Source organism: Mesorhizobium sp. M0862, assembly GCF_040319795.1.
Classification (GTDB): domain Bacteria; phylum Pseudomonadota; class Alphaproteobacteria; order Rhizobiales; family Rhizobiaceae; genus Mesorhizobium.
In genome coordinates this window covers 1-24,504 of sequence record NZ_JAMYOJ010000013.1, presented here as the reverse complement: position 1 = coordinate 24,504, position 24,504 = coordinate 1, and the positions used below count along the sequence as shown (strand labels likewise).

Sequence of the window (24,504 nt, the reverse complement as noted above, 5' to 3'; positions counted from 1 at the left end):
GGGGTGAGCCAACAGCCGCCGGGCCTAACCGGAAAAGTGATAAAGCACTCCCGGCTGGCGACAATCTGCGCTCAAGCTAATGGAAGAGCAATCCGCAGACCGCGCGGCTTGCTTATAAGTCGAGACTTATGCAATATCCGCGCACTCCACAGCGAGGCGCGGCATGCTGGCACGGACAGATCGTCATCCCTGCGATATCCACGCCATTGCCCGCACATGCGGCGTCACCCTGCACGACAGCGCCGATAATCGCTCGACCGGGCGTAAGCCTGGTCACTGCTATTGCAAACCCGCGGTCCGCGACATAGGGCGCCGGTATGGGGAATCGCACCTCGCCCTGGTGCTGAAGCTCATCAACTCGACAGGCAACGGGCTCGAGCTCCATGCAGCCACGCTGCAGGCGGTTTCGTATCTGGTCCGGATCGAGGTCATGCCGATCGGCTCGGGCTTGTTCGAGGCCCTCGACAGGATCGACCTTGGCCACGTCCGTCGGCTTGCCAGGGCGATGCCAGGCAGCACGGCAAACAACATGGTGGCGATGCTCTATCCGATGCTGGCCGGAACGTCGCTTTTCGAGAAGGTGGCAGCATGACCGAGATCGAGATCGAGGGTGTGGGCACCTATCGGTTGCCAAACCAGTGGCAAGGCAAGCGGCTGAGGCGCCTTCGTGGGGATGATCGGCACACTGCTGTCTTGGCGGTGGGTTGCGGGATGACCGTCAGGCAGTTCAACAAGCTCCCCGCCGACAAGCAGCAAGAAGTGCACAAGGCTTATCTGGCGCTGATGTCGCCATCCAATGTCGTGCCTCTGGCGGAGCCGGCGCCGGCCGCAACACGCGCCATCCCCCGCGGGCATCTATCCGACGGTCAGAAGCTCGCTATCGGCCGCTGGCTGCTGCACCACAAGGCCTCTCTGCCTCATGGGCACTTCGGGCCATGGTTGGCCAAGCAGGACGGGCTTTCCCAAAGCATGGCCCAGCAATGCATGCGGCTGGCGACAGGCGGGCGTCAGGACGCGCGGAGCGCTTTGGCGGCGTAAGACAGCGGCCGGCGGAAACGCGTGCTGGCGGGCTTCTGTGAGGCACCCACATTCAAAGGCGACAGGGCACCTGCTAACGAGCACATCGCCGCATGAGGTACGCAAAATCCTCGAACCGTTCTGTGAATTCTTTCAACGGCCCGAGCGCCTGATCTCTGGCGGCCACCATCGCGTCGAAAGCTTCAAGCTCCGTGCCGTGCAACTGTGGCCGCGCAGAGGCGTAGTCCACGCTTTCGAGCGCTTGAACAAATTTGCGGCTACCTCCAGCCGCCTCGTCCGACGGTCCAGCGAGGGCTTCACATATCGAGGTATCGGTCTGTGCGGCGGCGGCAGATAAGCCGGAAGCGACAATCAGAATTGCTGCTAGTATAGACGTCTTCATCCTATGCGGCACAGTAATACCCCTCCCGTTATTTCCCCGCTTCAGCATCGCGCAACTGACAGGCGCGCGCAAGCCGGCCCCCGAGGGAGTGCTTGATGACAGTTATTAAGCGCGCCTCTGGTCAGGCACCGGACGCCGATCTCTCGCTAAAAGCATGGATGATAGGCAAAACGTCGACCATCCGAGAAATCAGGTCAAACGTATCAGCGCAATCCTGAGCGAGTGCTGAAAAGTCTCTAGGGGTGTAGATCCAGGTTGGCGGCGTTGGGTCCGGACGCATGCTGGATGTTGCCAGGCCGTCTGCCATTGTTCGGCCGGCCGCTGCCCCGTCTCTCCACGCAAACTGATCTTCGCGGTCAGTTACAATCCCGAAAAAGCCATGAGCCAGCTTGTTCCGACGCGTTGCTATAGTAATGAATTTGTCGAGCGTCTTTACCGCCAACAGTTTGTGGCCGGAGCTGGCCAGAGACGCTTCTGCCTCGATCAAATCGAGCTTACCTCTCACCGTTCGGAGTTTTGACCAAGCTTCGACAGCGGCCGGCGCATGTTGCCACCGGATGCTGGCTAAGAAAACGCCCATGGCAGATTCAGTTGATGCAACGGCAAGAATGCATGCACCAACTCCCGACGTCAGAACCGGGTGGTTGGCTACAGCCATTAGGCTCCAATCAATCGGAGCATCTCGGCGAAGAGGCTGGGGCATTAGCCCTTCCTCAGCCTCACGCCAGCGCCGCCGCCATTCTCGGGGATGAACTCGACGCCGGCAGATTCGAGGGCGGCGCGCATCTTATCTACGCTGCTCACCCGAGCGTCCTGGCCAGCCTCAAAACGGTTGACCGTATTCCCTCCAACACCAGCCGCCTTGGCGAGGTCGAGAGTGCTCCAATTGAGGGCGGCACGCCCCATGCGACATTGAACTGGCTTCATATGGTGTTTTTATCACCAAATGTCATTGACATCAAATAGGGTATGGAATTATCGTTAATGGTGTAAATATCACCATTTGGAGAAATCACACCATGCCGAACACCCGTGTTCCGGCGGCCGGCGAAGCTATGCCCGCTGCCTTCCTGGGAAGATTTTCCCGCCGCGCCGCGCTTGGCGCAATCGCCTCCCTCCCGGCCGTAGGTAGCGCTGCAGCGGCAAACTCTGCCACCGCACCCGTCGATCGCTTCCAGGCTGCTGTAGCCGAACTTAAAGCGGCGGCCGAAGCGCTCGATCCGAACATCTACAACTGGACCGTCAGCACGAACGGCGACAAGTATTGCGGCATCATGATCGCAGCGTTCCGCACGACGACGAAGTACGAGGGCGATGGCTGGTATGCGTCCCCTTACGAATGGGGCGAGGTGAAGCAGATCTTCGTCCGGCGCGCGCCAGAGCATGACCGTAATGGCGAGCGCTGGTTTCGCATCGGCCCGTCCGCCACCAGCAACCACAAGAGCGTCCTCATGACCGAGGAGCGTTTCCGCGTCAACTACGGCCCAAAGGTGCAGGCATGAGCGGCCGAGCGACAATCTCAACGACCTCGAGGGTGACATCACGAATCTGTCGACGCTGATGGGCGTCACTGTCACGGCGGCAGTCGAAAGCGACACGGACGCCAAGGTCCAGCACCTGCTTTGGATAGCCCGAGACTTGACAGAGCGATTGAGCGAAACCGCCGCGGCTTGCCACCACAAGGTGATGAGCGAGAGCAAAGCCGCCGCCTGAAACAAAAGCTGCAAATTTGCAGGATTTGCCCGCTGCCTCCCGGTGGCGGGCTTTAGGCCTTCCGGTTAGCGAAAGCAAATTCGCTGCTGGTTTTGACCTCGACCGATTTTCTCGGGTCCCCTAACACTCGCTCGATATCTTTGGCCCTATAGGACCCGGTCCTTTGGAAATGTTTTTGCATTTCCCGTATCCACTCCGCGCCACGTCTGTCTTCCTCAACGGCAACAGGTTGCCCATGCAACTTGGTCATTAGGAAACTCCCTCCATGATGGCTGAATCCCATTCTTTGTGGCGAACCCATCTGAACGGGCGATCGGCCGTAATAACCGCAATTTCGATTGGGCCGCCACAAATTTGTGAAAAAGTGGAGAACTTCAGCGCTTTGATGGTGCTGGCGATGCATGCATGAATGAAATCCAGCGCATCCCGGATGGGCACGATTGGATGAGCCAACTCCTGCTGAGCGAGTATTGCTTCCAGTTCCGCCGTTGTTCCGCCCCACTTGCCTGAGGACAAGATTGCCTGACGAAGCTCGTCGTCGCACCCGAAAATGAGGCGCTGGATCATGTTGGGCGCACCCCAGAATTGATATCCACTTATTATCTGTGTCGCCTTGGGCTTACCGGCAAGGGGATCAAACGCTATCGTGAAGGCGGTTGGCGTACGGTCGGGCAAAACGTATCCCCCCAGACAAAAACCCACAAACAGGCCTTGTCTCAGGACAGCAAACTCTTCTTCCTCATCTTTTGTTCTCGCGTTCGGCGCTTGCGGTCCTGCAGGGTTGAATGAAGGCCGTACCGAAAGAGCTTGGGCAGTGGTGATCAACGGCCCATGCGACGGAGAGCTGATGTAAGCATCCCAAAACCGATCAATCCAAAGATCAGCAACTGCAGAGACGCTTTTAGGAGGTTTAGCTGCGAGCTCATCTGCGACCAGGGCAATCAGTCTGCGATAACTCGTAAAGCCCAATCCGCCGAGGCCCCACGTAACCATCCCGAGGGTTCCACGTTCACCTAGCTCGAATAATTTCTGTGCATGGTTGAAGTAGTGAGGCCCATTGGCATTGCCGTATGTCGAAGTGCTGTCTGCGCCCAACACAACACCTTCTGGTGAAACATAGCATGCTGCGATGGTCAATTTGCTCTCCCCCCGAAAAGCTTCTTGACTCTCAGTAGCACGATTCTGGCAGATGATAACCGAACTTTGATTACCGTTGGTTAACTTATGACAGTGCGTAGGTTTGTACGCAAGAAGATTTCAAGCCAATATTATGTAGCAATTTCAATGGAATGTGGCGGAGGGAGTGGGATTCGAACCCACGGTGGGCTTGCACCCACGCCGGTTTTCAAGACCGGTGCCTTAAACCGCTCGGCCATCCCTCCAAAGTATTGATCCCACTACGTTATTCCCTGCGCCAAGAAATCTCCATTGTGCCTTTGCTACGCACTTTGCAACTATTCGGCTTTTCGCTGGCTGCTTATAGCCGCCTGCAATGCCACGTCAACTTGCTCCGCTGCATCGGCCTGCATCCCGGGCATCACATGCGAATACAAATCCAACGTGATCCCGATGCCGGAATGCCCGAGGCGTTCGCTCGCGATCTTTGGATGGACGCCTGCCGATAACAAGTGGGAGGCATGCGAGTGCCTTAAGTCGTGGAACCGGATTCGGGGTAGGGAGGTCTTGCCGAGAACGCGCACCCACTCATGTGTGAGGGAGCGAGGCTGTAGCGGCTGGCCATCGACCTGGGCGACAACGAAGCTGTCGGCATCCGGACGAATACCAAGGCGCAACTGTTCCTCAGCCTGCCGCGCGCGGTGCGCCTTTAGTTCAGCGACTGTGCTAGCAGATAGCGCCACCGTCCTGGCCCGCCCACTCTTCGGTTCCTTGTAGCGAACGCCGTCATTTGTCTGCTCGGCGCTTTCCTGGATCGACATCTGCCGGCTGTTGTCTCCAAGATCAAGGTGGCGCCAGCGTAGCGCAAGAATCTCACCACGGCGCAAGCCGCACGTCACAGCCAAGAGTATGGGAATAAACATGCGCGTCGGCCGGAGGGCGTCCAACATGCTGGCTGTCTGCACCACATCGTATGCCAGCATCTTCTTGCGTTCGACCTTCGGCGGCGTCGTCGCCGTGGCTGGATTGCGAGTAAGCCGCTCCCAGGTCACGGCTTGGCCCAGCGCCTTGACCAGAACTCTTCGGTAGTGGTGGACCGTGCGGGGGGACAACGGCGCAAGAGGCTTCGACGGCGCGCCATCTTTCTTCTTGCGGTGGTCGACGCGTGGCGCCGTCAGCGCCGTTGTAAAGGCCGCATCAATACGGTCCGTTTTCAGCTTAGAAAGGACCACATCGCCGATGAGCGGCGTCAGCCCCTTGCGGCATATCTCAGTGTAGCGTTCATGGGTTTTCGGTGCGACCGACGGCTTGATGAATAAGAGCCATTCTTCAAGAAACTGGGCCACGGTCTGCTTGGTCGGTTCGACATATTGGCCTTTGGTAATTTCGGATATGAGACGGGAGCATTCATTTTGAGCTTCGCGCTTGCCGCCGCTGAAGCTGTGCCACTTCCGTTTCTTTTTGCCCGTTTTCGGATCTCGCTCGCCGACATCCAAGATTATCGCCCATCGCCCCGGCGACCTTTCTCTGAGATGGCCCTTCACTGCTGTATCCCCTAAAAATTCTCTTCGCCGTTGGCCCGCCCATCGAACCAATCCGGCACTCGCAGTTTCGCCGCCACAAGTGCGGCATGCATCGCCTTGCTGGCTCCGAAATAGTTGGTCGCCTTTTCCTCATTCTGCATAGCGATGTATTGATCGATATCTGGCCAGAGGACATCGACGTTCTGCCGGATGGGCGTCTTGCAATCGTGATTGGTGAAGAACAACGCCCAATGTTCCTGTGCGAAGCGAAGGCGTCGTTCCTCCTCATCGGTTGGATACAATTCCGGTTGAGCCGCTAGTCGAAGGGCACGGATACCCTCAGAGACATCCCAAAGGTCTTGCCAAGTTGTCTCCGCAGGGGTCGCCGGATTGCCAGGAATCGGAGCGTTTGAGGCGGCTACGAAAATCGCGCGCTCTATCGTGCTCGTAATGGTCGCACCGGTGAGCCGTGATAGATAATCGACAACGAAGCGGGATTTTGGATCAAGTCGGATTGTGAGCGTTTCGCTCTTGCCGCCTCGCGGCGTCGCCGATTTCATCCCGTCCGCTCCCAATGTGATGCCAATTCCCTATAATGACACAAAAAACTTTGCAACACCTATTGACCTTTTTCGTCCCTTCCTATCACCGATTGCACTGCCAAATAATAACATTTCGAGGTGCAATCGTGAGATCGCCACAACCCAAGACTGTAAAGGAAGCCCTTGAGCATCCGACTTTGCCGTTGACGATCTTCGGCAAGATTTTCCTGGATCTGTCCCGCAACGGCTCTTACAGCGCCGCCGCGCGCGGTGACATTCAGGTTCTGACGATGGGCCGCCTGAAATTGGTTGCCGTCACCAAAGAGGCAAAGCGCCTGGGCCTGTTGGAAGGCGAGGGCGCGTAAATGGCTCGCGTCAATCCCGATCTGTACGATGACAGCAGCGCCAAATGCGCGTTCAACTACTTCGGGTTGAATGACGTGGACACCATCGCGGTACGCGAAGCCGCCACGCGTATCAAATTGCGGATGCGCCGCACTGTTGAAGACATCATCGGGATCGGGCTGGACCTGATCGATATCAAGGAACGCGTAGGTCACGGCCATTTTATGAAATGGATCAAGGCCGAGTTCAAAATGAGCGAACGCTCAGCCCAGAATTTTATGGGGGTAGCTGAGGTCTATGCGGACAAATACGCAAGCCTTGCGGATTTGAAGGTGACAGCCGAAGCCCTCTACCTCCTCGCGGCACCAAAGACGCCATCGGAGGTCAGGGACGAGATCGACCGCAGGATCGACGCCGGCAAGCTGGTGACCAAGGCAACCTACGATCAGGCGATGGCCGCGCATCGGGCCGCGATGAGGCAGGCGGATGATGACGCCATCGCCACCATGGAGCGTGAGGCCGAAATCGAATCCATGCAGGAGGTTGACGCGCCGGAGCTGCGACACCCTGATCCAGACCCGGAACCGTCTACCGACAGCATTCACGGTGCCGTTCGCGAAATCAATGACCCCGCTGAAGTTCACGACCAGGAACCAAGTACCGACGAAATCGACAGCATTGCGTCTTTGGTTGTGGCGATGAAAGCATTGCGGGACCTAGAGCACTCCACCTGTGAAGCCTTCTGGAAACAGCAGCGTGCTCAAGGCAAAGCGGACTCGATCCACAGGGTGTTTAAGAACGTGACGCCCAGGATCATGATGCTGTCCGAACTTTACTACTGCGATCAATGACGACTAAACGCGACCCGGAAACGGTGCCGGCGCAACGATGAATGATCTTGAGGACTAGTCAAAATGCATTTCCGCCCTCGCGACAGGTCCGCCTCGGCCGGCGACCAAGCCGAAGCCCAACGTGCTGAAGATAAGCCCAAGTGGCTTACAGGGAAACACCGTGAAATCGCGCCAGTGCCATCGATTCGGCTTGAATGGCCTAAAACAGCAGCTACACGTCAAGTAGCTTTCGAGTCATGGCTTTACGTGTCCAAGCAAGTAGCGGGCCTTCACAACGCCAGCTTTAAACTCATCAATCTCATGAAATTTGTAATCGTGTGGAAAAGTGGCACGACAACAGCAACCAATAAGCGGTTGGCGCGCCTTGCGGAGCGCTCCGTTGTGGTGATGGAGCGCCTTGTCAAGCAAGCCATAGCGATGGGCGTGCTCATATCGAAGCGGGGTCCACGCATCACAAGTAATGGTCATTCTCTCAGATCCCGAATCCTTCAGCTATCGTATCCAAAATCACTGCCTGACGGGATCGTCCTTCCAAGCACCGAGGGCCGCCCGACGAGAGAGTGAACCCTCCACGGTCCCCCCCAGGATAATATCGATGTTACCCCCCACGGCTCCCCCTACCGTGGAGGGACCTTTAAGTGCCAACGGAGCCAATATGCAGTTGAGCCTCTTCAGTCCAGGACCGGAAGCGAAGCCGATATGCAGCACCACATACTTCCCGCTGCACCGCCGCGCCGCGCTCGTGCGCGCCACGGCGTTGCGCTTGATATCGCCCGAAACTGGCACGCGGTTTTGGAAGAAGCACATCGCCAAAATGCGGGGGAAGCTACGGCACGATGGCCTGAAGCAACAGCAAATCAATGCCGAGATGAGAGCATACAAAAGCGCGGTGAATGCCTTTGTGCTCGGCTATAAAAAAATCCCTCAAATCGAGAATCAAAAGCGAAGTGCCACCATCCTACCTCTGTCGCGGCCGCGCAGCGAAGCGGAGCGATGCCCGGAGGGCAGTGCGGGAGCGAATGCGACCAAACCCGCGTCGCGGACAACGGTCGCGCAACATCTTCACTAGCGCCACTGTATCAACGAACCTTGCAGTTCACCGCCCCTCTTGCTATGTTACCAAAGCGAAAGCTTAGGAGCGAACCCCCTCAAAACATGGGACGCCCTAGATGCGCTCGATTTCCAAAACACCCAATGACGATGGGCAGCTTGAAGCCCTTCTTTCCTTGGCCAGGCTGTTGGCCAAAGGCGGTGGGCCGTCGATTTCACCATCCGACAACTATGACACCAGCCTTCTGGCAGACATAAGTCACGTGATGAAACAGCTGGTTGCTCAAGAAACAAGGTTGCTGAGTAATCGCGTGACGCTGTTGGAACTCGCCGCCGGATCGCCAAAGGGTGCCAAGCCCGTAGGCAAAGCCCGCGCCAAGGCGGTGAAATTATGACTCCCGCCGAAGTGGTTAAGATCTGCCAGACTGCCTTCCGTCAGGCCGCCGATAGTGTCCTCGAGGGATACAAGGCCGCCTTGGCACAGCAGGGGCTAAGCGATAGCGAGAAGAGCAAACGCTTGGGCGCGTACAGCATCCAGATTGAAGCCTGGTTCAAGCGCTCAGTCGATGCGGTCAAACGGAAATTTCCGGTCCATTGAAATCAATCTTGTTGTTGGCCTGGCCACCCTCCTCTCAGGCCACTGGCCGCCGCGCTGTGACGCCAGCGCGGCGGCGCCACTAAAGGAGGTGGGGGGATCAAAATGTGGACAGCAGGCAACGCACGCCGAGCGCACGCCCGCCCACGCGCGCAATTATTCTGGCAGCGTTCGAACATTTGCTCGATGCATCGGCCCGATTTCTGCAATTGTTTTACGGATTGCTGCCCTGACACGAGTTCTCAGTCTTGGAGCCAATGTCTGCTATGATCAAAAATGTGGAAAGTATGAGGGCTTTGCCTTTCCCCAAGGCCCTTTCGAGGGCAGAAAAGAAATCGTTCCGTGAAGGGTTTGAGGCCTATTTCGGCACCGGGGAAAGCGTTTCGCAGCCTCAAATCGATAGCTTGATGGATCTGATCCGAGCGAAAGCGCGGCTTGAAGCGCTGCAGTCGATGCTGGATGCCGAACTCCAAGAAATGAAAAAGAGCGGCGTGACGTTCAGCATCGATTTGCTAGCGCTGATTAGGCAGACCGACTCGACTTCTCGGCTTACCGTGAAGCTTGCCGACCGGCTCAAAGCACAGCCCAAGGCGGTCAAGGCCTAATAGTCGCCACCTCCACACTGTCTTAATCCTACAGGTTGACACGATGAACTTCGACGAACAGGCATTTAATGCGCGCTTTCAGCAGCTGCTGGGCGAGCGTACAGGTGCGAAGAATATCGCCGTGGTCCAGGCAATCACTGATCAAGTTCGCAGAGAGTTTGGAATATGGACCGAACCAACTTTGGCCCGATGCAGTTCGTCGCAGCTTGCCGGCGTGTTGCTGAGTGAGTTGGCCAAGCTCGATGACGCGCAAGCCCGATGGGACCTGTTCCGGACGCACTGGTCAGGGTGTGATGACACATATGAGCTTCGTTTTGAATTCTTATCGTTGTTGCCTCGATTGGTTGGTATGTCACATGGCAGTGATCAGGATTTCTTCGACGCCTTACCTGGCGAGTTTCGTGTCTATCGTGGATGTGCAGACGAGCGATTGGATGGGCTGTCGTGGACTACAGACAAAGCGACTGCCGTGCGGTTCGCCCGGGGTCGCAGAAGGTCGTACAAATCAGGTCGGGCCGTCGTATCGCTTCTTGTAAAGAAAACCGACGTATTGACCGTGTTTCAAGACCGAAAAGAGTACGAGATCTTGCTCGATTTCACAGCGCTAGGGCCGATGAAAAATGAGCGCTTCAGGTACTAACTCTGCAGGGGGTAATCCGCCTGTAGCTTGTGGCCGAGACTTGCTCTTCGCATACCGTCGATGCTTCAGTAGTCGGGAGAGGGAGATTTGATGCCGAAGAAATTCACTCACACCCAAGCCTTTGCGCATTTCGAGACTGTGCCTGCAAATGTGCAGTGGAGTTGGTCCGCGAGAAATGAGGGCAAGAAAATCGTAGTTGTCACTCTCTGGCAGGACGAGTTCAAAAAGGTTGACGGTAAGCTGGTCTACGCTCGTGGAGCGCTATGGAATGATGCCAAGAGGCGGAACGGACACAACGAGCTTATGAAGAACCTTCGCTGGGCTCTCGACAACTGTGAAGGATGGCTCAAAGTCATAATCGCTATTCCAAAGGACAAAAATGCCCGACCTCGCTCCATAAGCGAGTGTTTCCCTAGTCAGATGCGGGTAAGAGTGGTGCAGCTCGACGAAGCCACGGGCGAGTTCGCCCTGGAAGCCGTTTCCTAGGTAACCGCGTACATGGCGCAGGAACGATTACGGAGGGGAGCGAATGCCCGTTAGATATTATTCCAAAGAGAAAAGGCGGAATCTGCGCGCCCTTCAGATCTTCAGCATTCTCTCTGCGGCAGCCCATCGACGGGAAACCTTGACCTACGCTGGGTTGGCTGAATTGCTGGGCTATGCCGGAGCTGGCGTTTTCGCTCAGACGCTCGATCTCATTTTGAAATGGTGTGCGGTCAATGAGCTGCCGCCAATTCTCCTCATATCCAACGGTCGCGCGCCCCTCGACGCTGAAAGAGATATGATTGTCCCAGAACGAGTCAAATATCAGATGGCCACGGTTTAGAAATCATGGGGGATTATATAGTTGACAGACCCGCCCGGTGGACAACGGTTGAGCAACGCGGTATTGCGAGCTTACGTGTCTGCGTTATCGGGGGGGTCACATTGCAGTTTCATCAAAGCATCCCAAAGGGATGCCCGCCGTCTGATTCAGCAAAAGTGGGTGCAGACTTGTACAAGGCGATAGATGGGTCCCAGGCGAAAGCGAAGGACTTCGAGTCGTTTGCTGAGAAGAAGCGCGTCGGTACAGATCTCACCAAATGCGATAGCTGGGGCCTTTCGGTGTGGCCTAGCATGGACGCTGTCCACCATGCTCTAGACGCCTACCCATATTTTCGGACAAAGCGAATTATTCAGTTTTCCGTCACGGCTTCCGATGGCTGCCTTAAGTACACGCCAAGTTCAAAGCAGCCAGATCACCATACGTTCTGGAAAAGCTCCAGCAGCACGCTTCTGAATAGCTGTCAAATCGTATTGGAACCGGGGTAGGCACATGGCGACCCAGAGTCCGCTTTATTTTTTAAATATCGTAGAGACTTTATACGAGTTTGACGAGCCTATTTTGTTTGTCGCCCGTGTTGGGTTTCTTAAGTCTCTATTTTTGAAGATCAATGAGATAGACACTGGCGGTGAATACCTGTCGTGCTATATTGACGACAATCATATTTCCGGCTTGCGTGATGGTAGAATATCCATTCGCGGCGTGTTTGATAGCCAGAAAGAGCGCTACATTGTTGCGGCTGACTACGCTCTCAATGTCCTGTCTGAAATGATGGTTGGCCCAACCGAAGTCGCAGAAGCCTTTCTGCCAAAACCTGGTGTCGGTATCCTACCGCGTTTGGGTGAGTGTCCAGACGTGCTCCAAGAAAAGGATGCACTCGTGTCTATCTACTTCCAAGGCGCCGGGTTGCAGCGGGAGTCGATCCAATACTCTACTCTGATGGGCCTGCTTTCTGGCGTTCAAAATCTGGTCAGAAACGTGATAGCGCCGCCCGAACTGCGCGGCCTCAGAACGTCAACATTCGATTTTCTTGTAGGAGACCCGGCTCTTGGTAGCCTGATGATTTCCGTAAAGGAGCCCGTGGCCAACATGGGCAAGCTGAGGCAGGCACAGGAGCGGCGGGGACTGACCATCGAAGAAGTTCGGATAGGGGTTACCAAAACTAAGGACGAATTCTTCGCCGGCATGGAAGATATGTTATCGCAGAATGCTCTTACGGCAGCGACGGATGATGTCTACGAGGGCGTCCAGCATTTGTTGCCATCGGCGGATACGGCTTTCTCGAACGTGACGTTTTCCACGCAAAAGGGCAATGTTCTGCGGCGCATCTCAATCAGCAGGGAAAGGGCTGACGAAGTAAGAAAGGCACACGCGCGCAGCAATGGTGTCGATTCCAGGCGGACTGGAACCATCATAGAAATCAATGCTGCAAGCCGGACGCTATTGCTTAGGTCGCGTGCAGGCGTCACGACATGCGCCTTTGATCCAACCGCCTTCGAGAGGTTGAGGAAAGACCCGGCATTCAAAATTGGATCGCGTTTGCAGGTAGATGGTGACCTATTTGAGCGCGTAAGGCGCGATTATCTCAACGTGCAGCGGATCATTCTACTAGAGGCCATCACATAAAGCGTACCGTGAAGGCGGGAAGGTGCAATGGCTTTTCGTCGGCTAGCCGCAACTGCCATTTGCATGGCGTCATTCATCAGCAGCGCTCACGCCAAGGAATGCGACCCTAAATACTAGGGTGCCTGTGTTCCAATAGCCAGCGACGTCGATTGCTCCTCTGGAAAGGGCAATGGTCCCGCCAACGTAATCGGGCCTGTCACTTGTAGGCACGGATATCTATGATCTTGACCGAGACGGCGACGGGATAGGCTGCGAAAAGGGCTAGAGCCGACGTTAGCGCATAGCCTTCCGCCACCCAGCCGCGCGCGCTGCATCTTCCGAACAGAACCACCGCTCGCCCTTCGAAAGGCTGATGCGGGTTTCGGAATAATGTTCCTGCCCGGGAACGTGATAGATGCGCTCGCCAGTGTTGTAGCTGATATTGCCCTTGATGCCGCAGCCAACAGCAGGGGGACCGAGTTCAAAGGCCAGCAGGCCAGCCACAACCGCACCGAAGGTCCCGATCTTTAGCCATAACGGCGCGTCGCGCGAACGATGGCGCCTGCCATACCTTCGGCGGTTGTATTCATTGTCTGCGTAGTAGCGACGTTTGCCCACGCCCCTCACTCCCCGACGGGAGAATGCGACGCCTAGGGCTTGGAGTCCAGATGGGCGGCTTTGCTGGCTCTGTCCCGTTCCACTGGATGAACGTTACTTCCTCCCCGGTGACGTCCCGCACCCCTGCAACAGCACGTCATGCAGGACGCGCGTCTGCCGGCAGTGGTCGCAGTGCGGGGATATAGACGGCTTGATGATACTCAAGTGCAGCGGCCATCGCCTATCCCCGGAAACGTTCGGTATGCCAGGCGATCTTGCCGTCGACCTTCATGGGCTTGTGGATCATCAGCCGCTTAGGCAGGTGTTCGGGATGCACCTCCAGCAAGGTGATTTTGATCTGCGGCTTACACCGGTTGCAGTCGAACTTGAGCTTCAAGGGATCGACGCCGCCGCCATAGACCATCATCAGGTCTACGGACCGGCAGTAGCGGACATTGCCGCAGTTGCACTCTGCCTTCACAAGCATGTTGTGCCGGGTCGCCTTGCCCAGCGTGTCGATCGGATCGTGCGCCATGAGAACAGAAAAGGAACATTTTCCTTTCGCGTCAAGGGCGGAACGTCAAATAATCCATTGAAGGGCCGAGCTCAGGCTAAATCGCGAGCTCCGCGACAAAAGCCGTCCCGACTGGGGTACAACTAGTAGACAGTAGTGGTGGCAGGTGGTGCGAGTGAACGCCCACCGAAAGATATCGTTCTCAGAAAAGCCGGAGCGTGATAGGATCACTGGTGGAGGAGGATGAGTTGTGGGGACCGCACGTAGCAGCTTTTGCTCGACCGCGTTGCTTTTTGCAGCTGTGACCTCAGCTTCGTCATCGTTCGCGCAAAATATCCAGTTTCTCTACAACGATCCCCTGCAAGGGCCAATATGTGCAGGTGATTTTGGCCCCGCCCCTTGCCGGGTCATTACCCAATATCAATACCCAAATCCGCCGCAACAGTCTCAACAATATCAACTTGCACCATCGCCTCAACTACCGATCTTCGGCGGTAACAACTCTTTTCATGATGTTCCGAGCTACAATCGGCCGTTAATAGAAGAGCGTCCTTGGGGATTTTGCCCGCCGCCGTGCAGAGTGAATTAGAGTGCCGATATCTGTCGACACACTTACAGAAATATACAACCTCCTTTGCCGAAGTGCGCTGAATAAAGAGTACTACGGACGATCGTTAGCAACAACTCAACGATTCAATGATGTACTGGAAATTTTAATTGCGCTAGGTACAACAGGCAGCGGCATTTCTGCCTTAACCATCTGGTCATTGGAGCCATTTGGGCCATGGATTTGGGGCACATTAGCGACCATTTCGGCCTTGCTCGCCGTGGCAAAACCTATAATTCAATTAAACAAGCGAGTGGAAAGACTTACTCGGTTGTATGTCGGCCACTCTGACAATTACGCCAATATGATCATCTTAGTGAGCAGAATTCGTCGCCACGGAGACATCGACAAGGAGTCAAATAGCGACTTTGAAGCTGCAGAGGCACGGTTCCGTGAGCTTTCCAAAGAAGACGATCCTCGGCCGAATGTGAAGCTGCTAAAAAGATGCGAGGCAATGGTTCGAATGCGTCATCCGCCCGAGGCTGCGTGGTATCCCATCGGAAATTCAACGAACCCCACAGTCGGCACTTTAGCCACCAAGACAGATAATAGCCCTTCACGGTGAAAGCGGTTGCTCGGACGGGCTCCGCGCTTAATCCGCCTCTTGAAATCTTGCAGCGAGGCATGTCGCAAATCCTCCTCCCCGCGAAGATGCTTCACACGGCCGATGATGCCCGGGCTGAACCCATTGCGTCGCCGCCCGCTTCATGCCCTTCGGCGCCGGCCCGGCGCGCGTCCGCGACGCTATTGTCGTGGCGATGACGTTGGCCGAAGGCGCTTCAGCAGTAGGCGTGAGGCTTGGATCGCCCTGCGCGATTGATCCATGTTCTGGCGAAACGTGGCGCGTTCCTCCATGGTCTTCTGCCACTTCAGCAAGGTGGCCGTAGTCGCAGTAGCCGCTTGAGCGATATCTATGGGCGTTGCAACCATCGCATCCTCCCGAAAAGGCAATGGTAAACGCCACATTAATAAGCCCGCCGAAACTCTCTCTGCAATGAAAAGAATTGTACGATTTTTACCAATCCCCGCACCTTCAGTGATGCCGGACCGCTGCTATCCTCGCTCTTGTTCTGTCATCGTAATGAAGGACGACATCTTTGAGCACCCGTAGCACACCTGTTGCATGGAAAAAGCAGTAGGCGTTTACAGGTGCCCGGGAAACCCGCCGTTTGTCTGCATTGTGGAGCGGGACAAAGCAAGTTACCTCACTCAGGCCTCCTACCGTGATGCGGGGCACAAGCCCGACTTCGACGAATTGCCGTGGGAAACCGAACACAGGGCGGCCAAAGAAAAGAAGGGTGGCCAGGACGGCGGTGGCTAAAGCACCATCGGCGCGCCATCAGGACCTAAGTCGGGCCGGCATGCAGAGGTCGGATCGCGGAACATCTGCACGAGCTTTCATGGCGAAATGTCGTTGACAAACCTAGTCATATTTTCCTTGGGCTTTCCGCTTCAGGAGGACTATCAGCAGCACGGTGCGCATTGCCTCATGCTGGCGGCCATCTATCTCCACCGTCCAGTCGTCGGGGGGATTGTGCCACGGGAAGTCTGAATCGCGCAAAGCCTCGCGAAACATCTCAGGGTCAATCCCAACAGCGTTCGCCATCTCTGCGGCGGTAGTTATTCCGGCCATGCCACCTCCCGATGCTACGCGATAAGGCAGATAGGGCGATTGTTAGCAGGCTTCAAATACAACCCGCTCACCACTTCGTGGCTTCAAAACTGTATGATTCCGGACCAGCGTTTTTTATTGAAAGCCCGCTTTTGTCGGCGCTATAAAGCTCGACAGAAACCTGCGGCGAATGGTTCGTTCGCGTGGTTGAGAATGACCAGGAAATTACCCGCTCATTCGAGCTTGAATCGTTCGCGCTGTCCTTTGCGGAGGGCCAACGGATACGCCTGCATCTCGACAAGGTTGTTCGTCTGTAGACCCTACCCAGTCAGCCGTAGGGAATGGCCGGTGCGGTTGGGCAAGCTTGTGGGGGCTTAACCGCACCGGCCACTGCGGGAAGACAGGAGGCCCCCCGCACTGCCTAAGATATAGGCATATTAGCAACCGAGCAATTATCTGGCGATACCATCTTGAAGGCTCAACCGCGAAGCCAACTTAATTCCGGAGAACGGACGGAATTGGTGAACGCGATGTCGGACCTTGGTAGCCATGAGCATCTTTGGGCTTTGGACCTTGCCGACCTGCGCAAGGCGTTTGGAAAGTTCGCTCAAGAGCACGGGGACAACGCCTCTTGAGTGGGACGAGCACACCAAGCTGTTCCTTGAAGAACGAAGGGAACGCCGCCGGGGACCGGATTCTTCCCAGCCGTTGGGGATTGGCTAGGCCAGTCGTCGCGATCATCCGCCGCCCTTGCGTCCTCCGGCGAACGACAGAGACGTCGCAAGCCTCACCAGCCATGGAACAATCGGCCATCACCGTCCAAGCACTGAGGTTACGCAGCCGCAGGAGGGTCCTGAAGCCGCACAACCTTGTCGAGATGCAGGCGTATCCGCTGGCCCTCCGCAAAGGACAGCGCGAACGATTCACGCACGAATGATCGGGTAATTTCCTGGTCTTCCTCGGCCACACGAACGGACCATTCACCGAAGGCTTCGACCATTTCCACGCAAGGCGTGGCCTTGCGGATTGGCACCACGTTGCTCATCACATCCTCCCTACGAACAGCAATGGCAAGTCGATTTAAGACCCAGGTAGTCGGGACTTCAATAACAGATGCTTGTTCGGAATTCGGACGATCCTGGATGGGCAGTACGAAGGCGGCGAATGGCTAACTTGTCATGCCACCTCAGTCAGGCGAACCCTCCGGGGAACCTCCCGTGAGATAGCCTCTGCTTCAGGTCGTTGGCATTCAGGATGGCCGCCAGCTCTTCGGCATACTCCATGTCGGGAAGGTCGACAGATGGGTGGCCCGCTACAATAGCCGGCAGCCCGGTGAACACGTCGAATACCGTCCACGTCCCATCCGGTTCCCGCCTTACGCCGTACCGCAGAGTTGCCATGAGAGGATGCTAATGGAGGCCGCGAATATATGGTACAAAAAATGCGAGCGGGCGATCGGGCAACAGGCACGCCTTTCCGGAACTGTTGCCGCTGCGACGGGTTCGGTCGGGCATGACCAGAATAGCCGACCTCGGACCGCCCATCCCCGGCAAGCCACATGACCTGACTGGGAAGAGCATTTCTATGCGCGCCCCATCTGCGGCCAGCAGGTTGACCGGCGCCACTTTCCCGCCAGGTAATGTGGCACGAACAACCGGATCACCAGCCGCTCGAACTGGATCAGTGAGGCAGGAACAATTGGGCCGCCAGCCAGAAGCCGACGCCCATCAAAGACAGAACAGCGAATGCGACGAGCAACAGCTCATTGCCGGTTCCTACCCACGCAGAAAAACAAAACCCGCCGACCGAAGCCAGCGGGCTTTGTTGCAGGGCCGTGGTTTGCTTAGGATGTGGATCGCGGTGGAACACTGGGTCCCAATTGCGCCGTCACTGCGCTAAGATGCTCACGTTTGGTCAGTACTGGCTTCCTGTATTCTTTCTTCATGCAGTCCCCTCCAGGGAATTTGAGGCAAAGCGCAATTACATCCAAAGGTTGTCAATCAGCCCGCGCCTTGTCAATTCAAAAGGTGCCCGCCGCCCTTGCGTCCGGCGGACGAGAGATGTCACACCGCAAGGTCACCAGCTATGGAACAATCAGACTCAGCGCGAGTTTGAATGTGACGATGAGCAAAGATTACGCATTAGAATCATCGGTTTGTATCGAAATGGCACGGTCGCTCCGATCATGTCTGGCGGAAGAGCGAGCGCTCATGCAGCATTTCCGGGAGGAACTCGCCTCCGTACGGAGTGATAGTGTTTACTCCCGCCAGGAGCGCATCAGATCCGAGCAGGAAGAAAGCCCCTTAGCTGTGAGACCCAGAGCGGGCTTGTGATGGGATGACCCGCGCCTGCTGTCCGAAGCGGCGCGGGCCGACCATGACGAGTGAGGGACGCATCTTGGTCACCGGCAGGGACCGCTGAAGAACGAGCCGGGTGTGACCGAACAGCCTTGGAGTGAGGATGTCCCCCGACTGACGCAAAAAAGCCCGCCAGCGAGCCGGCGGGAAATCGGTCTGGAGTAGCTGGAGCGAGCCAGCAAAATGTCAACGAGCGGCGGAGGGGTTGGTGGCGATGAGCACCGCTCTAGGCGCTGGGTTGCCCGGCTCCGTATCTATTTCGCCGCCCGGTGAACCCATCGCGGCGCGCACGCTCGCAAACGGTTTGCGGCCCCATTGGCACAAGCCTCATCGATCCTTATAACAGCCTAGAGCAATAGCTCAGGGGCGTCAGAACCCTTCACGCAGCGGCGCAAGAGCAGCCGTCACCCGCTCTCTCCGACCTGGTCGGGGAGGCCGCGGCGCATGTCCAGGGCGAAAGCCTAAAGGCTGCGGCGCATCTCCTGCGTGAGATGTTCTGAACTCCCCGATCAAGGTCAGGGGAGTGGTATGAAAAATCTCGTTTTCGCGTTCGTTGGCCTCGCGGCCGCAATTTTCGTCGGCGAATTCATCTGGACATCGGCCACAGGCGTCTACCAACGGTCGGTATCGGAAAAGCAGGCTAAGAAGGATGAGTTTGATCACATCGTGCTGGAACGGACGATCCTACTCTGCAAACAGGCGGGATACGATCCGGCGGCGTCTTTCTGCGAAACTGCAAGGGCTACATGCCTCAAAGACGCGGCGCGGTTTCCCGATCTGTGCTAACATTTGTCTGTCACCTTCGACTGAAATTGCGGCTTCGATAAAGGTTGCGCCCACGCGGAGGCTAATCCATTCTCTTTTCGGGGTGAGGGGACGCGGATGAGGTGGTGGCATTTCGGGGCAATGGCGATAGGTGCGCTCACCCTTGGAGTTGGCGCAGCCGAAATGCAAACACTCATGAGTTCCGGCGCCGCTGATAAGCCAGCCCGAAATGACCAAGTATACGCTGTTTACTTCAAGTCCCTATTCGCCGAACCCGGAAAAGCACAGAGCGAGTTTCAAATACTTGCTAAAGAAAGCCCGCTTTTAACTTCTTATGGGATGGCGCTATTTGCTGGTGAAAGATGCGGCATTCCAAAGCCTTCAGCCAATTTGATACGGGCGGCAGGCGGCGATGCCGCCTTCAAGACGGAAGCGGGCAAGAAGGTATTTGCGGTAGCCGGCGTGGTTGCGACTATGGAATTTCCAACGGCAGAGAATGAGGGCGTTTTCTGCGACGCTGCCCGAAAGCTAATTGAAGCGAGCGAGAAGGTTGCAGCGGCGCAGAAATGACTGCTGCCTAGCGCGCGCGCCGAAATTTTCTACTCCCTAGGAAACGGTCTTTGGCATCTGTGCGGAGCCGCCATCTTGCGGCCAACCATAATCAGGATACCCTATAGGCATGAACGTGAGGCAAGCGGGCGTTGAGGGAACGATTCTTTTTGGTGTGGGGTCTTACTCCGCCCAGGAAGCGGCCTTGCTCATCAAGACCTCAGCCAGGAATGTAAATCGCTGGTTAAAGGGGTACACATACCGCCGGAATAACGTTGTCCATGACATCGAACCGCTGTGGCAGTCTCAGGTTCCCAACGGCGACGACGACCATCTCGAAATCGGATTCCGAGATCTGATTGAGCTACGATTTGTGAAGGCCTTCACCGAGGCCGGCGTCGGTCTCCTCGCAATCCGGAATTGCATTGAATACGCCAAAGAATGCGTTGGCGATGACCGGCCTTTCTCGACGCGGAGGTTCCAGACCGATGGCCGAACGATTTTCTTGGAGAGCATCGAAAGGACCGGCAAGTCTGAGGTGCTCGACCTACGGAAGAAACAATACGTGTTTCGGCAGGTGATCGACCAGACGTTCAAGGATCTGGATATCGAGAAAGATGCCGTGGCGCGGTGGCGGCCTTATCGCGGCCGACCTTCAATTGTCATCGATCCGGAACGGTCTTTTGGCCAGCCTATCGCCGCGAAATCGGGAGTGCCTACCGTGGCGCTGGCAGATGCAGTAGAGGCCGAAGGATCGGTCGAACGCGTCGCCCGGCTATACGAGGTTTCGCCTGCAGTCGTCCGCGATGCGGTGAACTTCCAACATGACCTGAAAGCGGCGTGAAAGTTCTCATCGATGAGAACCTTTCGCCGGCGCTGGCCAAATCCCTAAATGCATTGTTCGTAGGACTGCATGATGTAATCCATGTGCGGGAGAAATACGGCCCCAGCGTCAAGGATATCGACTGGATTCAGTCCAGCAGCGCTGAGGGGCGATGGATAGTGATCTCGGGCGACAGGCGCATCACCAGAAACGCTCTCGAATACCATGCCTTCCGAAACTCTCGCCTTGTGGGGTTCTTCCTGTCGAAAGGCCTTTATAAGGCGCCGGTGACGAAGCAGATGGAGCGGCTTCTGGCGCTCTGGACTATTATCGAAAAGCAGGCGGAAATCGTGAAGGGCGGCGCGATCTTCGAGTTACAGATGAAGAGCAATCGGATCGCGCAGCTGAAGTAATTCCGCTTATTTCCTTTTGGGGAAGCCACATGCTCACCAAGTCGCACCTCCTCAAGCTTGATCCTGATACCCGTGCCTTTACGCTCGTCGGCGCTCAAGAGCATTGTCGGGCCGCTTCTGGACTATTACTGCGAGCACTACCGCGCGCCCGGCGAGAGAGCGCGGTTCATCCAGTGGAACGGGACAAGGCCCGGCACAGCCACGGGAGAAGGCTTCAGGCTAGAACCGGGCGGCCGCCTTCGCGGTGCTGCATGGAGTCGGCGATCACCTCGAAGACACTGCCGACCTCATCGGCGATCTCTTCGGCGGGGATGCCTTCCTTGTCGGCGGCCTTCATCGCCTGGTCTGCCATGTCGCTTATAGCCGCTGGATCGTCGGTCAAGGCGTTAGGCAGATGCTCTGCCATCCATTTTTCGAAGAAATCTATACCGCGCTTGCTCATGAGAGAATAAGCCGAGAGTATTTATTAGGTTCCGCGCTTGAAGATGCCGCAGCGGAAGAACGCTTGTTGTATCCACCGGAAACGAAGCGCGAAGTGCGCCGGGGCATCAGGTCTCTTCCCGGAAATCTTGCAGTGAGGCATGGCGCAAGTCTTCCTCGCCGCGTAGGTGCTTCACGCGCCCTATAAGGCCCGGCTTGACCCAAACCGTCGCCGGCCGCTTCATGCCCTTCGGCGGCGCCCCTGGATTGGCCTGGACGCGTTCCCATAGCCGTTCCCGCATCGCCCGATTGGCGTTGATGAAGGCGGCGCCGACATAGCGACCGGTTCCGCGTTCCGCCATCAGGGCGAAGGCGGGCTTGCCCTGTTCGCGTTCGACGCCGATGAGATCGAATTCATCAACGGCATAAGCCTTGATCTTCAGCCATCCCGTTGAATCACCGGATCGGTAAACGCTGTCCTTGCGCTTCGAGACCATGCCTTCGAGACCGGCATCATCGACTAGCTTGAAGATGGCCTTGGCGTCGCCGGGAAGGGCTTGGCTGAACTGGATCCTGCCGCCGGCCGGGATCATGGCTTCCAGGATCTCGCGGCGATCCTGGAGCGGCATATCTCTGAGATCGTGGCCATTGAGGTGCAGGAGATCGAAGGCGACGAAATAGAGATCATGTTGCCGCCGGGTGATCGCGCTCCGCAAGGCCCGGAAATCAGACAGGCCGGCCTCATTGGTGACGATGACCTCGCCATCGAGAATGGCGCTTTCGACCCTGAGACCTTCGGCGGCCTTGACCAGGTCGCGGTAGTTCGATGTCCAATCAAGACCACGCCGCGTGAATATCCGAATGCCTCCCTCATCGATGATGATCTGGGAGCGGTAGCCGTCGAATTTTATTTCGTGAATCCAGGCGTCGCCCTCAGGCGGCTTTTCCATCAGGGTCGGCATGAGTGGCGGTATGAATTTGAGACGCATGCACTGACTCACGAAATCGCGATTCAAGCCAGAGGCTTAGGATCGGTTCCGCTTAGTTTAGCAAAAATGGATATAACAAGGATTATGGTACGTTTAAGGGACGTTAACCGCGAGAGGGGCTGAGTATGCCGAGGCGGCGTGACTGGATTTCCGATTTTCAGACCAACGTCTATGCGTTGCACAAATTTCCTACCGGCGACCGCTTGCCCCTGATCCAGATAAGACTCCTCTTTCGCGTTCTGGATATGGGTCCGGTCAGATATCAACGTAACCTGTATCGAATTTATCAAGCAGATACCCTGCGAGATTACCTCCAAGAATTGTCCGCAGCCGGGCATCGATGGTTATTCGAGGATGGTTCGCCGCACAGCCAGGATATCAGAAGAGACCCGAACACAGTTGCAGCTGAGCCATATTTCAAGGCTTGGGAACCGATTGGCCGGTATTAATGATCAGCCAGAAAATCGCAGTGCGGCCTGCTGATCAATAGAGAAGCCGTCACGGCGCCGCCGGAAGCCGCTGTAGAGATCATCGACCATGGCGGCCTCCGCTGGGTACAAGATATGCGCGTAGGATAGGCCCTGCATCATGGCCTTGAGCTCGCGATCATGTTGCGGGTTGTCGGCGAGGCATTTCTGAACGGCGGCCTCCAGGATCGTTGCCCAGTTCTGGACATCGATGGCGACGGCGCCGCTGGCCTCACGGCGAAGCCGCGCGAAGATGGTCCTGATATCGAGTTCCCGCATGGAATCCGAGTAGCTGAGACCGCGCCGGCCGGCATCCATCATGAACCGTTCGAAGTCGGCTTGCCCGTGGTCGCCTGTGATGGCGTCGATCATGTCGGGAACCTTCGACAGGATCATGCCGACGCCGCCAAGGATGACCGGCGAGAAAAACAGGAGATCGCTTAAAACCATTGTCATCTTCCTCCATAGGCCAGCATGTGTAGCCAGAACAATTCCGCAACAAACTGCTACGCTTTTTGCAACTAAACTGCGTAGCACTCGAAGGTACGAGGCGGGATTGAAGGTATGGGCGCCGCCTCAACGCCTTGAAAAGACGGCACTTGGAAGGACGTAGTGGGATGGGAAGGGACGTGAATGACCGAATTTCAAGACCGGTGCCTTAAACCGCTCGGCCATCCCTCCAACGTGACTTTTCAATCATCTAGGAACATCAACCGACCCAGTGAACGACAGTTGGTATCGAATGATACCTGTCCTTCCGGACCAGCTTGCGGTTCATTTCTCTAGAGCGTTGCCCATCGCCAAGTCAACCATCGGCGCTGCCATGGATAATAGGGGGTGGCGTTCGTTACCCGAACGGAGCTGCGAACCCGTTTTCGAAGGAGCCGGGATCTAATTACGATCCTTGCTGCCGACCTGCACAAGTTGCAGAAGACCCAGCACGACAAGTGCGAGCAAGGTAGCCAAAGCCGCGATCTGCCAGAACCCGAGCCCAACCGCCAGGCCTATGGCGCCTGCCAGCCACATGCCCGCCCCAGTGGTAAGCCCTTGAACCTCGCCCTTGGAGAAGAAGATCAAGCCGGCGGCCAGAAATGCCACGCCGGCAGTCGTGGCTTCGATCAAGCGGATAGGATCAATGGCGATTTCCTGACCGTCGAAGACGTGAAGGTGAGTAATCTCGATCGTGAGGATGGCAATTAGAGCCGTCGCAACACAGACGAGGATGTGTGTCCTCAATCCGGCCGGCCGGTTGCGCCATTCGCGTTCGATGCCAACGATGGAGCCAAGGACGGCCGCGAGCAAAAGCCTGGCTGAAATTACGGAAAAAGGCAGCCACGTCTGTTGCCCAAAACGTTCAATGAATTCATCCATGAGGCGCAGAACGTATCTCGGGTCGGTCGGTTCCAGGCAGCCGCGCTTCGTGCCATAGATTCACATTCAGACTCCAAGGGCCTGGGCTAGGTCTCGAAGGTTGTGTGCGTCAAGTTCTGCAAAATGGGGCAGCCATGATGCTGGTCATGCGGCTTGGCGCAGAGCGAGCTTCTTGTGCTCGCGCAGGTCGTC

Annotated in this window: 32 protein-coding genes and 1 tRNA gene; 19 read left to right on the top strand and 14 right to left on the bottom strand. The window is 56.5% G+C overall.

The genetic code is table 11. The features are described 5' to 3' along the window. The first annotated feature begins 163 nt into the window (after positions 1-163). Together NKI15_RS19985 and NKI15_RS19980 are read left to right on the top strand one after the other, a co-directional pair. Complete coding sequence (locus tag NKI15_RS19985) at positions 164-592, top strand: hypothetical protein (RefSeq protein ID WP_352886714.1); 429 nt, start codon at positions 164-166, stop codon at positions 590-592. Further along, on the top strand, positions 589-1,038 hold the full coding sequence (locus NKI15_RS19980; protein WP_352886711.1) for a DUF3102 domain-containing protein: 450 nt from the start codon (positions 589-591) through the stop codon (positions 1,036-1,038). Before NKI15_RS19985 ends, NKI15_RS19980 begins: the two co-directional genes overlap by 4 nt. 503 nt (positions 1,039-1,541) lie before the next feature. On the opposite strand, the gene NKI15_RS19975 is transcribed toward NKI15_RS19980, so the two are convergent. Next, positions 1,542-2,078: a hypothetical protein gene (locus tag NKI15_RS19975; protein ID WP_352886709.1), complete on the bottom strand. Its 537-nt coding sequence runs from the start codon at positions 2,076-2,078 to the stop codon at positions 1,542-1,544. 361 nt (positions 2,079-2,439) lie between these two features. Here NKI15_RS19975 and NKI15_RS19970 point away from each other — a divergent pair, with 361 nt between their 5' ends. Then, positions 2,440-2,922 (top strand): hypothetical protein, encoded by a 483-nt coding sequence (locus NKI15_RS19970; RefSeq protein ID WP_352886707.1) that lies wholly within the window; start codon positions 2,440-2,442, stop codon positions 2,920-2,922. Between the two features lie 460 nt (positions 2,923-3,382). Here the strand turns inward: NKI15_RS19970 and NKI15_RS19965 are convergent, their stop codons facing one another. The 4 genes from NKI15_RS19965 to NKI15_RS19950 form a co-directional block, all read right to left on the bottom strand. Then, positions 3,383-4,270 carry a hypothetical protein gene (locus NKI15_RS19965; RefSeq protein ID WP_352886704.1) on the bottom strand — a complete coding sequence of 296 codons (888 nt, stop codon included), beginning with the start codon at positions 4,268-4,270 and terminating at the stop codon, positions 3,383-3,385. Between the two features lie 155 nt (positions 4,271-4,425). Continuing rightward, a tRNA-Ser gene (locus tag NKI15_RS19960) sits at positions 4,426-4,515 on the bottom strand. A gap of 72 nt (positions 4,516-4,587) precedes the next feature. Next, entirely contained in the window at positions 4,588-5,793 is a 1,206-nt protein-coding gene (locus tag NKI15_RS19955; protein WP_502898706.1) for a site-specific integrase, read from the bottom strand. A gap of 11 nt (positions 5,794-5,804) precedes the next feature. Further along, positions 5,805-6,332, bottom strand: coding sequence for a hypothetical protein (locus NKI15_RS19950; RefSeq protein WP_156933251.1), 528 nt, complete (start codon positions 6,330-6,332; stop codon positions 5,805-5,807). A 185-nt stretch (positions 6,333-6,517) separates the two neighbouring features. Here NKI15_RS19950 and NKI15_RS19945 point away from each other — a divergent pair, with 185 nt between their 5' ends. The 10 genes from NKI15_RS19945 to NKI15_RS19900 all read left to right on the top strand — a co-directional run bounded on the left by NKI15_RS19945 (position 6,518) and on the right by NKI15_RS19900 (position 12,849). Then, a complete protein-coding gene (locus tag NKI15_RS19945) occupies positions 6,518-6,679 on the top strand; it encodes a hypothetical protein (protein WP_023736624.1) in 162 nt (53 codons plus the stop codon). Beyond that, on the top strand, positions 6,680-7,510 hold the full coding sequence (locus NKI15_RS19940) for a DUF3102 domain-containing protein (RefSeq protein ID WP_352886697.1): 831 nt from the start codon (positions 6,680-6,682) through the stop codon (positions 7,508-7,510). A 655-nt stretch (positions 7,511-8,165) separates the two neighbouring features. Then, a complete protein-coding gene (locus NKI15_RS19935; protein ID WP_023736626.1) occupies positions 8,166-8,579 on the top strand; it encodes a DUF6074 family protein in 414 nt (137 codons plus the stop codon). Positions 8,580-8,679: 100 nt separating this feature from the next. Beyond that, on the top strand, positions 8,680-8,955 hold the full coding sequence (locus tag NKI15_RS19930) for a hypothetical protein (protein ID WP_023736627.1): 276 nt from the start codon (positions 8,680-8,682) through the stop codon (positions 8,953-8,955). Beyond that, positions 8,952-9,158, top strand: a complete 207-nt coding sequence (locus NKI15_RS19925; protein WP_352886692.1) for a hypothetical protein — start codon at positions 8,952-8,954, stop codon at positions 9,156-9,158. Before NKI15_RS19930 ends, NKI15_RS19925 begins: the two co-directional genes overlap by 4 nt. Positions 9,159-9,421: 263 nt before the next feature. After that, complete coding sequence (locus tag NKI15_RS19920; protein WP_023736629.1) at positions 9,422-9,760, top strand: hypothetical protein; 339 nt, start codon at positions 9,422-9,424, stop codon at positions 9,758-9,760. Positions 9,761-9,803: 43 nt separating this feature from the next. Further along, entirely contained in the window at positions 9,804-10,400 is a 597-nt protein-coding gene (locus NKI15_RS19915) for a hypothetical protein (RefSeq protein WP_352886689.1), read from the top strand. 90 nt (positions 10,401-10,490) lie between these two features. Further along, entirely contained in the window at positions 10,491-10,886 is a 396-nt protein-coding gene (locus NKI15_RS19910) for a hypothetical protein (RefSeq protein WP_352886687.1), read from the top strand. A 43-nt stretch (positions 10,887-10,929) separates the two neighbouring features. Beyond that, complete coding sequence (locus tag NKI15_RS19905; RefSeq protein ID WP_352886685.1) at positions 10,930-11,226, top strand: hypothetical protein; 297 nt, start codon at positions 10,930-10,932, stop codon at positions 11,224-11,226. A 489-nt stretch (positions 11,227-11,715) separates the two neighbouring features. Next, on the top strand, positions 11,716-12,849 hold the full coding sequence (locus tag NKI15_RS19900; protein WP_352886682.1) for a hypothetical protein: 1,134 nt from the start codon (positions 11,716-11,718) through the stop codon (positions 12,847-12,849). Positions 12,850-13,122: 273 nt separating this feature from the next. Here the strand turns inward: NKI15_RS19900 and NKI15_RS19895 are convergent, their stop codons facing one another. Continuing rightward, positions 13,123-13,446, bottom strand: a complete 324-nt coding sequence (locus NKI15_RS19895) for a sunset domain-containing protein (RefSeq protein ID WP_352886679.1) — start codon at positions 13,444-13,446, stop codon at positions 13,123-13,125. A 220-nt stretch (positions 13,447-13,666) separates the two neighbouring features. Continuing rightward, the gene (locus NKI15_RS19890) at positions 13,667-13,960 is read right to left on the bottom strand and encodes a hypothetical protein (RefSeq protein ID WP_352886676.1); all 294 of its coding nucleotides are present in this window, start codon (positions 13,958-13,960) and stop codon (positions 13,667-13,669) included. Between the two features lie 569 nt (positions 13,961-14,529). On the opposite strand from NKI15_RS19890, the gene NKI15_RS19885 reads away from it, so the two are divergent. Both NKI15_RS19885 and NKI15_RS19880 read left to right on the top strand, forming a co-directional pair. Next, positions 14,530-15,111: a hypothetical protein gene (locus NKI15_RS19885; protein ID WP_352886674.1), complete on the top strand. Its 582-nt coding sequence runs from the start codon at positions 14,530-14,532 to the stop codon at positions 15,109-15,111. A gap of 558 nt (positions 15,112-15,669) precedes the next feature. Then, the gene (locus NKI15_RS19880) at positions 15,670-15,867 is read left to right on the top strand and encodes a hypothetical protein (protein WP_023755241.1); all 198 of its coding nucleotides are present in this window, start codon (positions 15,670-15,672) and stop codon (positions 15,865-15,867) included. A gap of 102 nt (positions 15,868-15,969) precedes the next feature. Here the strand turns inward: NKI15_RS19880 and NKI15_RS19875 are convergent, their stop codons facing one another. The 3 genes from NKI15_RS19875 to NKI15_RS19865 form a co-directional block, all read right to left on the bottom strand. Beyond that, on the bottom strand, positions 15,970-16,179 hold the full coding sequence (locus NKI15_RS19875; RefSeq protein WP_352886671.1) for a hypothetical protein: 210 nt from the start codon (positions 16,177-16,179) through the stop codon (positions 15,970-15,972). Between the two features lie 811 nt (positions 16,180-16,990). Then, on the bottom strand, positions 16,991-17,203 hold the full coding sequence (locus NKI15_RS19870) for a hypothetical protein (protein ID WP_352886668.1): 213 nt from the start codon (positions 17,201-17,203) through the stop codon (positions 16,991-16,993). A 145-nt stretch (positions 17,204-17,348) separates the two neighbouring features. Continuing rightward, the gene (locus NKI15_RS19865) at positions 17,349-17,558 is read right to left on the bottom strand and encodes a hypothetical protein (protein WP_023701261.1); all 210 of its coding nucleotides are present in this window, start codon (positions 17,556-17,558) and stop codon (positions 17,349-17,351) included. A 1,485-nt stretch (positions 17,559-19,043) separates the two neighbouring features. Between NKI15_RS19865 and NKI15_RS19860 the strand changes: the two genes are divergently transcribed. From NKI15_RS19860 to NKI15_RS19845, 4 genes are all read left to right on the top strand, one after another. Further along, positions 19,044-19,301, top strand: a complete 258-nt coding sequence (locus tag NKI15_RS19860) for a hypothetical protein (protein ID WP_352886665.1) — start codon at positions 19,044-19,046, stop codon at positions 19,299-19,301. A gap of 162 nt (positions 19,302-19,463) precedes the next feature. Further along, the gene (locus NKI15_RS19855) at positions 19,464-19,850 is read left to right on the top strand and encodes a hypothetical protein (protein WP_352886663.1); all 387 of its coding nucleotides are present in this window, start codon (positions 19,464-19,466) and stop codon (positions 19,848-19,850) included. Positions 19,851-19,959: 109 nt separating this feature from the next. Continuing rightward, positions 19,960-20,673: a DUF433 domain-containing protein gene (locus NKI15_RS19850; RefSeq protein ID WP_023736642.1), complete on the top strand. Its 714-nt coding sequence runs from the start codon at positions 19,960-19,962 to the stop codon at positions 20,671-20,673. Then, on the top strand, positions 20,670-21,065 hold the full coding sequence (locus NKI15_RS19845; RefSeq protein ID WP_023736643.1) for a DUF5615 family PIN-like protein: 396 nt from the start codon (positions 20,670-20,672) through the stop codon (positions 21,063-21,065). Before NKI15_RS19850 ends, NKI15_RS19845 begins: the two co-directional genes overlap by 4 nt. 214 nt (positions 21,066-21,279) lie before the next feature. Here NKI15_RS19845 and NKI15_RS19840 read toward each other — a convergent pair whose 3' ends face one another. From NKI15_RS19840 to NKI15_RS19825, 4 genes are all read right to left on the bottom strand, one after another. Continuing rightward, positions 21,280-21,507 carry a DUF768 domain-containing protein gene (locus tag NKI15_RS19840; RefSeq protein ID WP_023736644.1) on the bottom strand — a complete coding sequence of 76 codons (228 nt, stop codon included), beginning with the start codon at positions 21,505-21,507 and terminating at the stop codon, positions 21,280-21,282. A 106-nt stretch (positions 21,508-21,613) separates the two neighbouring features. Next, the gene (locus NKI15_RS19835) at positions 21,614-22,474 is read right to left on the bottom strand and encodes an ATP-dependent DNA ligase (RefSeq protein WP_352886660.1); all 861 of its coding nucleotides are present in this window, start codon (positions 22,472-22,474) and stop codon (positions 21,614-21,616) included. A 452-nt stretch (positions 22,475-22,926) separates the two neighbouring features. Then, complete coding sequence (locus NKI15_RS19830) at positions 22,927-23,391, bottom strand: hypothetical protein (protein WP_023736647.1); 465 nt, start codon at positions 23,389-23,391, stop codon at positions 22,927-22,929. A 441-nt stretch (positions 23,392-23,832) separates the two neighbouring features. Then, positions 23,833-24,312 carry an MgtC/SapB family protein gene (locus tag NKI15_RS19825; protein ID WP_027050850.1) on the bottom strand — a complete coding sequence of 160 codons (480 nt, stop codon included), beginning with the start codon at positions 24,310-24,312 and terminating at the stop codon, positions 23,833-23,835. Positions 24,313-24,504: the final 192 nt, after the last annotated feature.

What these genes read in the sequence shown, in the direction of transcription:
- NKI15_RS19985 (WP_352886714.1), top strand. Translation starts at nt 164, where the DNA reads ATGCTGGCACGGACAGATCGTCATCCCTGCGATATCCACGCCATTGCC.
- NKI15_RS19980 (WP_352886711.1), top strand. Translation starts at nt 589, where the DNA reads ATGACCGAGATCGAGATCGAGGGTGTGGGCACCTATCGGTTGCCAAAC.
- NKI15_RS19975 (WP_352886709.1), bottom strand. Translation starts at nt 2,078, where the DNA reads ATGGCTGTAGCCAACCACCCGGTTCTGACGTCGGGAGTTGGTGCATGC.
- NKI15_RS19970 (WP_352886707.1), top strand. Translation starts at nt 2,440, where the DNA reads ATGCCGAACACCCGTGTTCCGGCGGCCGGCGAAGCTATGCCCGCTGCC.
- NKI15_RS19950 (WP_156933251.1), bottom strand. Translation starts at nt 6,332, where the DNA reads ATGAAATCGGCGACGCCGCGAGGCGGCAAGAGCGAAACGCTCACAATC.
- NKI15_RS19940 (WP_352886697.1), top strand. Translation starts at nt 6,680, where the DNA reads ATGGCTCGCGTCAATCCCGATCTGTACGATGACAGCAGCGCCAAATGC.
- NKI15_RS19935 (WP_023736626.1), top strand. Translation starts at nt 8,166, where the DNA reads ATGCAGTTGAGCCTCTTCAGTCCAGGACCGGAAGCGAAGCCGATATGC.
- NKI15_RS19930 (WP_023736627.1), top strand. Translation starts at nt 8,680, where the DNA reads ATGCGCTCGATTTCCAAAACACCCAATGACGATGGGCAGCTTGAAGCC.
- NKI15_RS19925 (WP_352886692.1), top strand. Translation starts at nt 8,952, where the DNA reads ATGACTCCCGCCGAAGTGGTTAAGATCTGCCAGACTGCCTTCCGTCAG.
- NKI15_RS19920 (WP_023736629.1), top strand. Translation starts at nt 9,422, where the DNA reads ATGATCAAAAATGTGGAAAGTATGAGGGCTTTGCCTTTCCCCAAGGCC.
- NKI15_RS19915 (WP_352886689.1), top strand. Translation starts at nt 9,804, where the DNA reads ATGAACTTCGACGAACAGGCATTTAATGCGCGCTTTCAGCAGCTGCTG.
- NKI15_RS19910 (WP_352886687.1), top strand. Translation starts at nt 10,491, where the DNA reads ATGCCGAAGAAATTCACTCACACCCAAGCCTTTGCGCATTTCGAGACT.
- NKI15_RS19905 (WP_352886685.1), top strand. Translation starts at nt 10,930, where the DNA reads ATGCCCGTTAGATATTATTCCAAAGAGAAAAGGCGGAATCTGCGCGCC.
- NKI15_RS19900 (WP_352886682.1), top strand. Translation starts at nt 11,716, where the DNA reads ATGGCGACCCAGAGTCCGCTTTATTTTTTAAATATCGTAGAGACTTTA.
- NKI15_RS19890 (WP_352886676.1), bottom strand. Translation starts at nt 13,960, where the DNA reads ATGGCGCACGATCCGATCGACACGCTGGGCAAGGCGACCCGGCACAAC.
- NKI15_RS19880 (WP_023755241.1), top strand. Translation starts at nt 15,670, where the DNA reads ATGGAAAAAGCAGTAGGCGTTTACAGGTGCCCGGGAAACCCGCCGTTT.
- NKI15_RS19875 (WP_352886671.1), bottom strand. Translation starts at nt 16,179, where the DNA reads ATGGCCGGAATAACTACCGCCGCAGAGATGGCGAACGCTGTTGGGATT.
- NKI15_RS19870 (WP_352886668.1), bottom strand. Translation starts at nt 17,203, where the DNA reads ATGAGCAACGTGGTGCCAATCCGCAAGGCCACGCCTTGCGTGGAAATG.
- NKI15_RS19865 (WP_023701261.1), bottom strand. Translation starts at nt 17,558, where the DNA reads ATGGCAACTCTGCGGTACGGCGTAAGGCGGGAACCGGATGGGACGTGG.
- NKI15_RS19860 (WP_352886665.1), top strand. Translation starts at nt 19,044, where the DNA reads ATGAAAAATCTCGTTTTCGCGTTCGTTGGCCTCGCGGCCGCAATTTTC.
- NKI15_RS19855 (WP_352886663.1), top strand. Translation starts at nt 19,464, where the DNA reads ATGCAAACACTCATGAGTTCCGGCGCCGCTGATAAGCCAGCCCGAAAT.
- NKI15_RS19850 (WP_023736642.1), top strand. Translation starts at nt 19,960, where the DNA reads ATGAACGTGAGGCAAGCGGGCGTTGAGGGAACGATTCTTTTTGGTGTG.
- NKI15_RS19840 (WP_023736644.1), bottom strand. Translation starts at nt 21,507, where the DNA reads ATGAGCAAGCGCGGTATAGATTTCTTCGAAAAATGGATGGCAGAGCAT.
- NKI15_RS19835 (WP_352886660.1), bottom strand. Translation starts at nt 22,474, where the DNA reads ATGCGTCTCAAATTCATACCGCCACTCATGCCGACCCTGATGGAAAAG.
- NKI15_RS19830 (WP_023736647.1), bottom strand. Translation starts at nt 23,391, where the DNA reads ATGGTTTTAAGCGATCTCCTGTTTTTCTCGCCGGTCATCCTTGGCGGC.
- NKI15_RS19825 (WP_027050850.1), bottom strand. Translation starts at nt 24,312, where the DNA reads ATGGATGAATTCATTGAACGTTTTGGGCAACAGACGTGGCTGCCTTTT.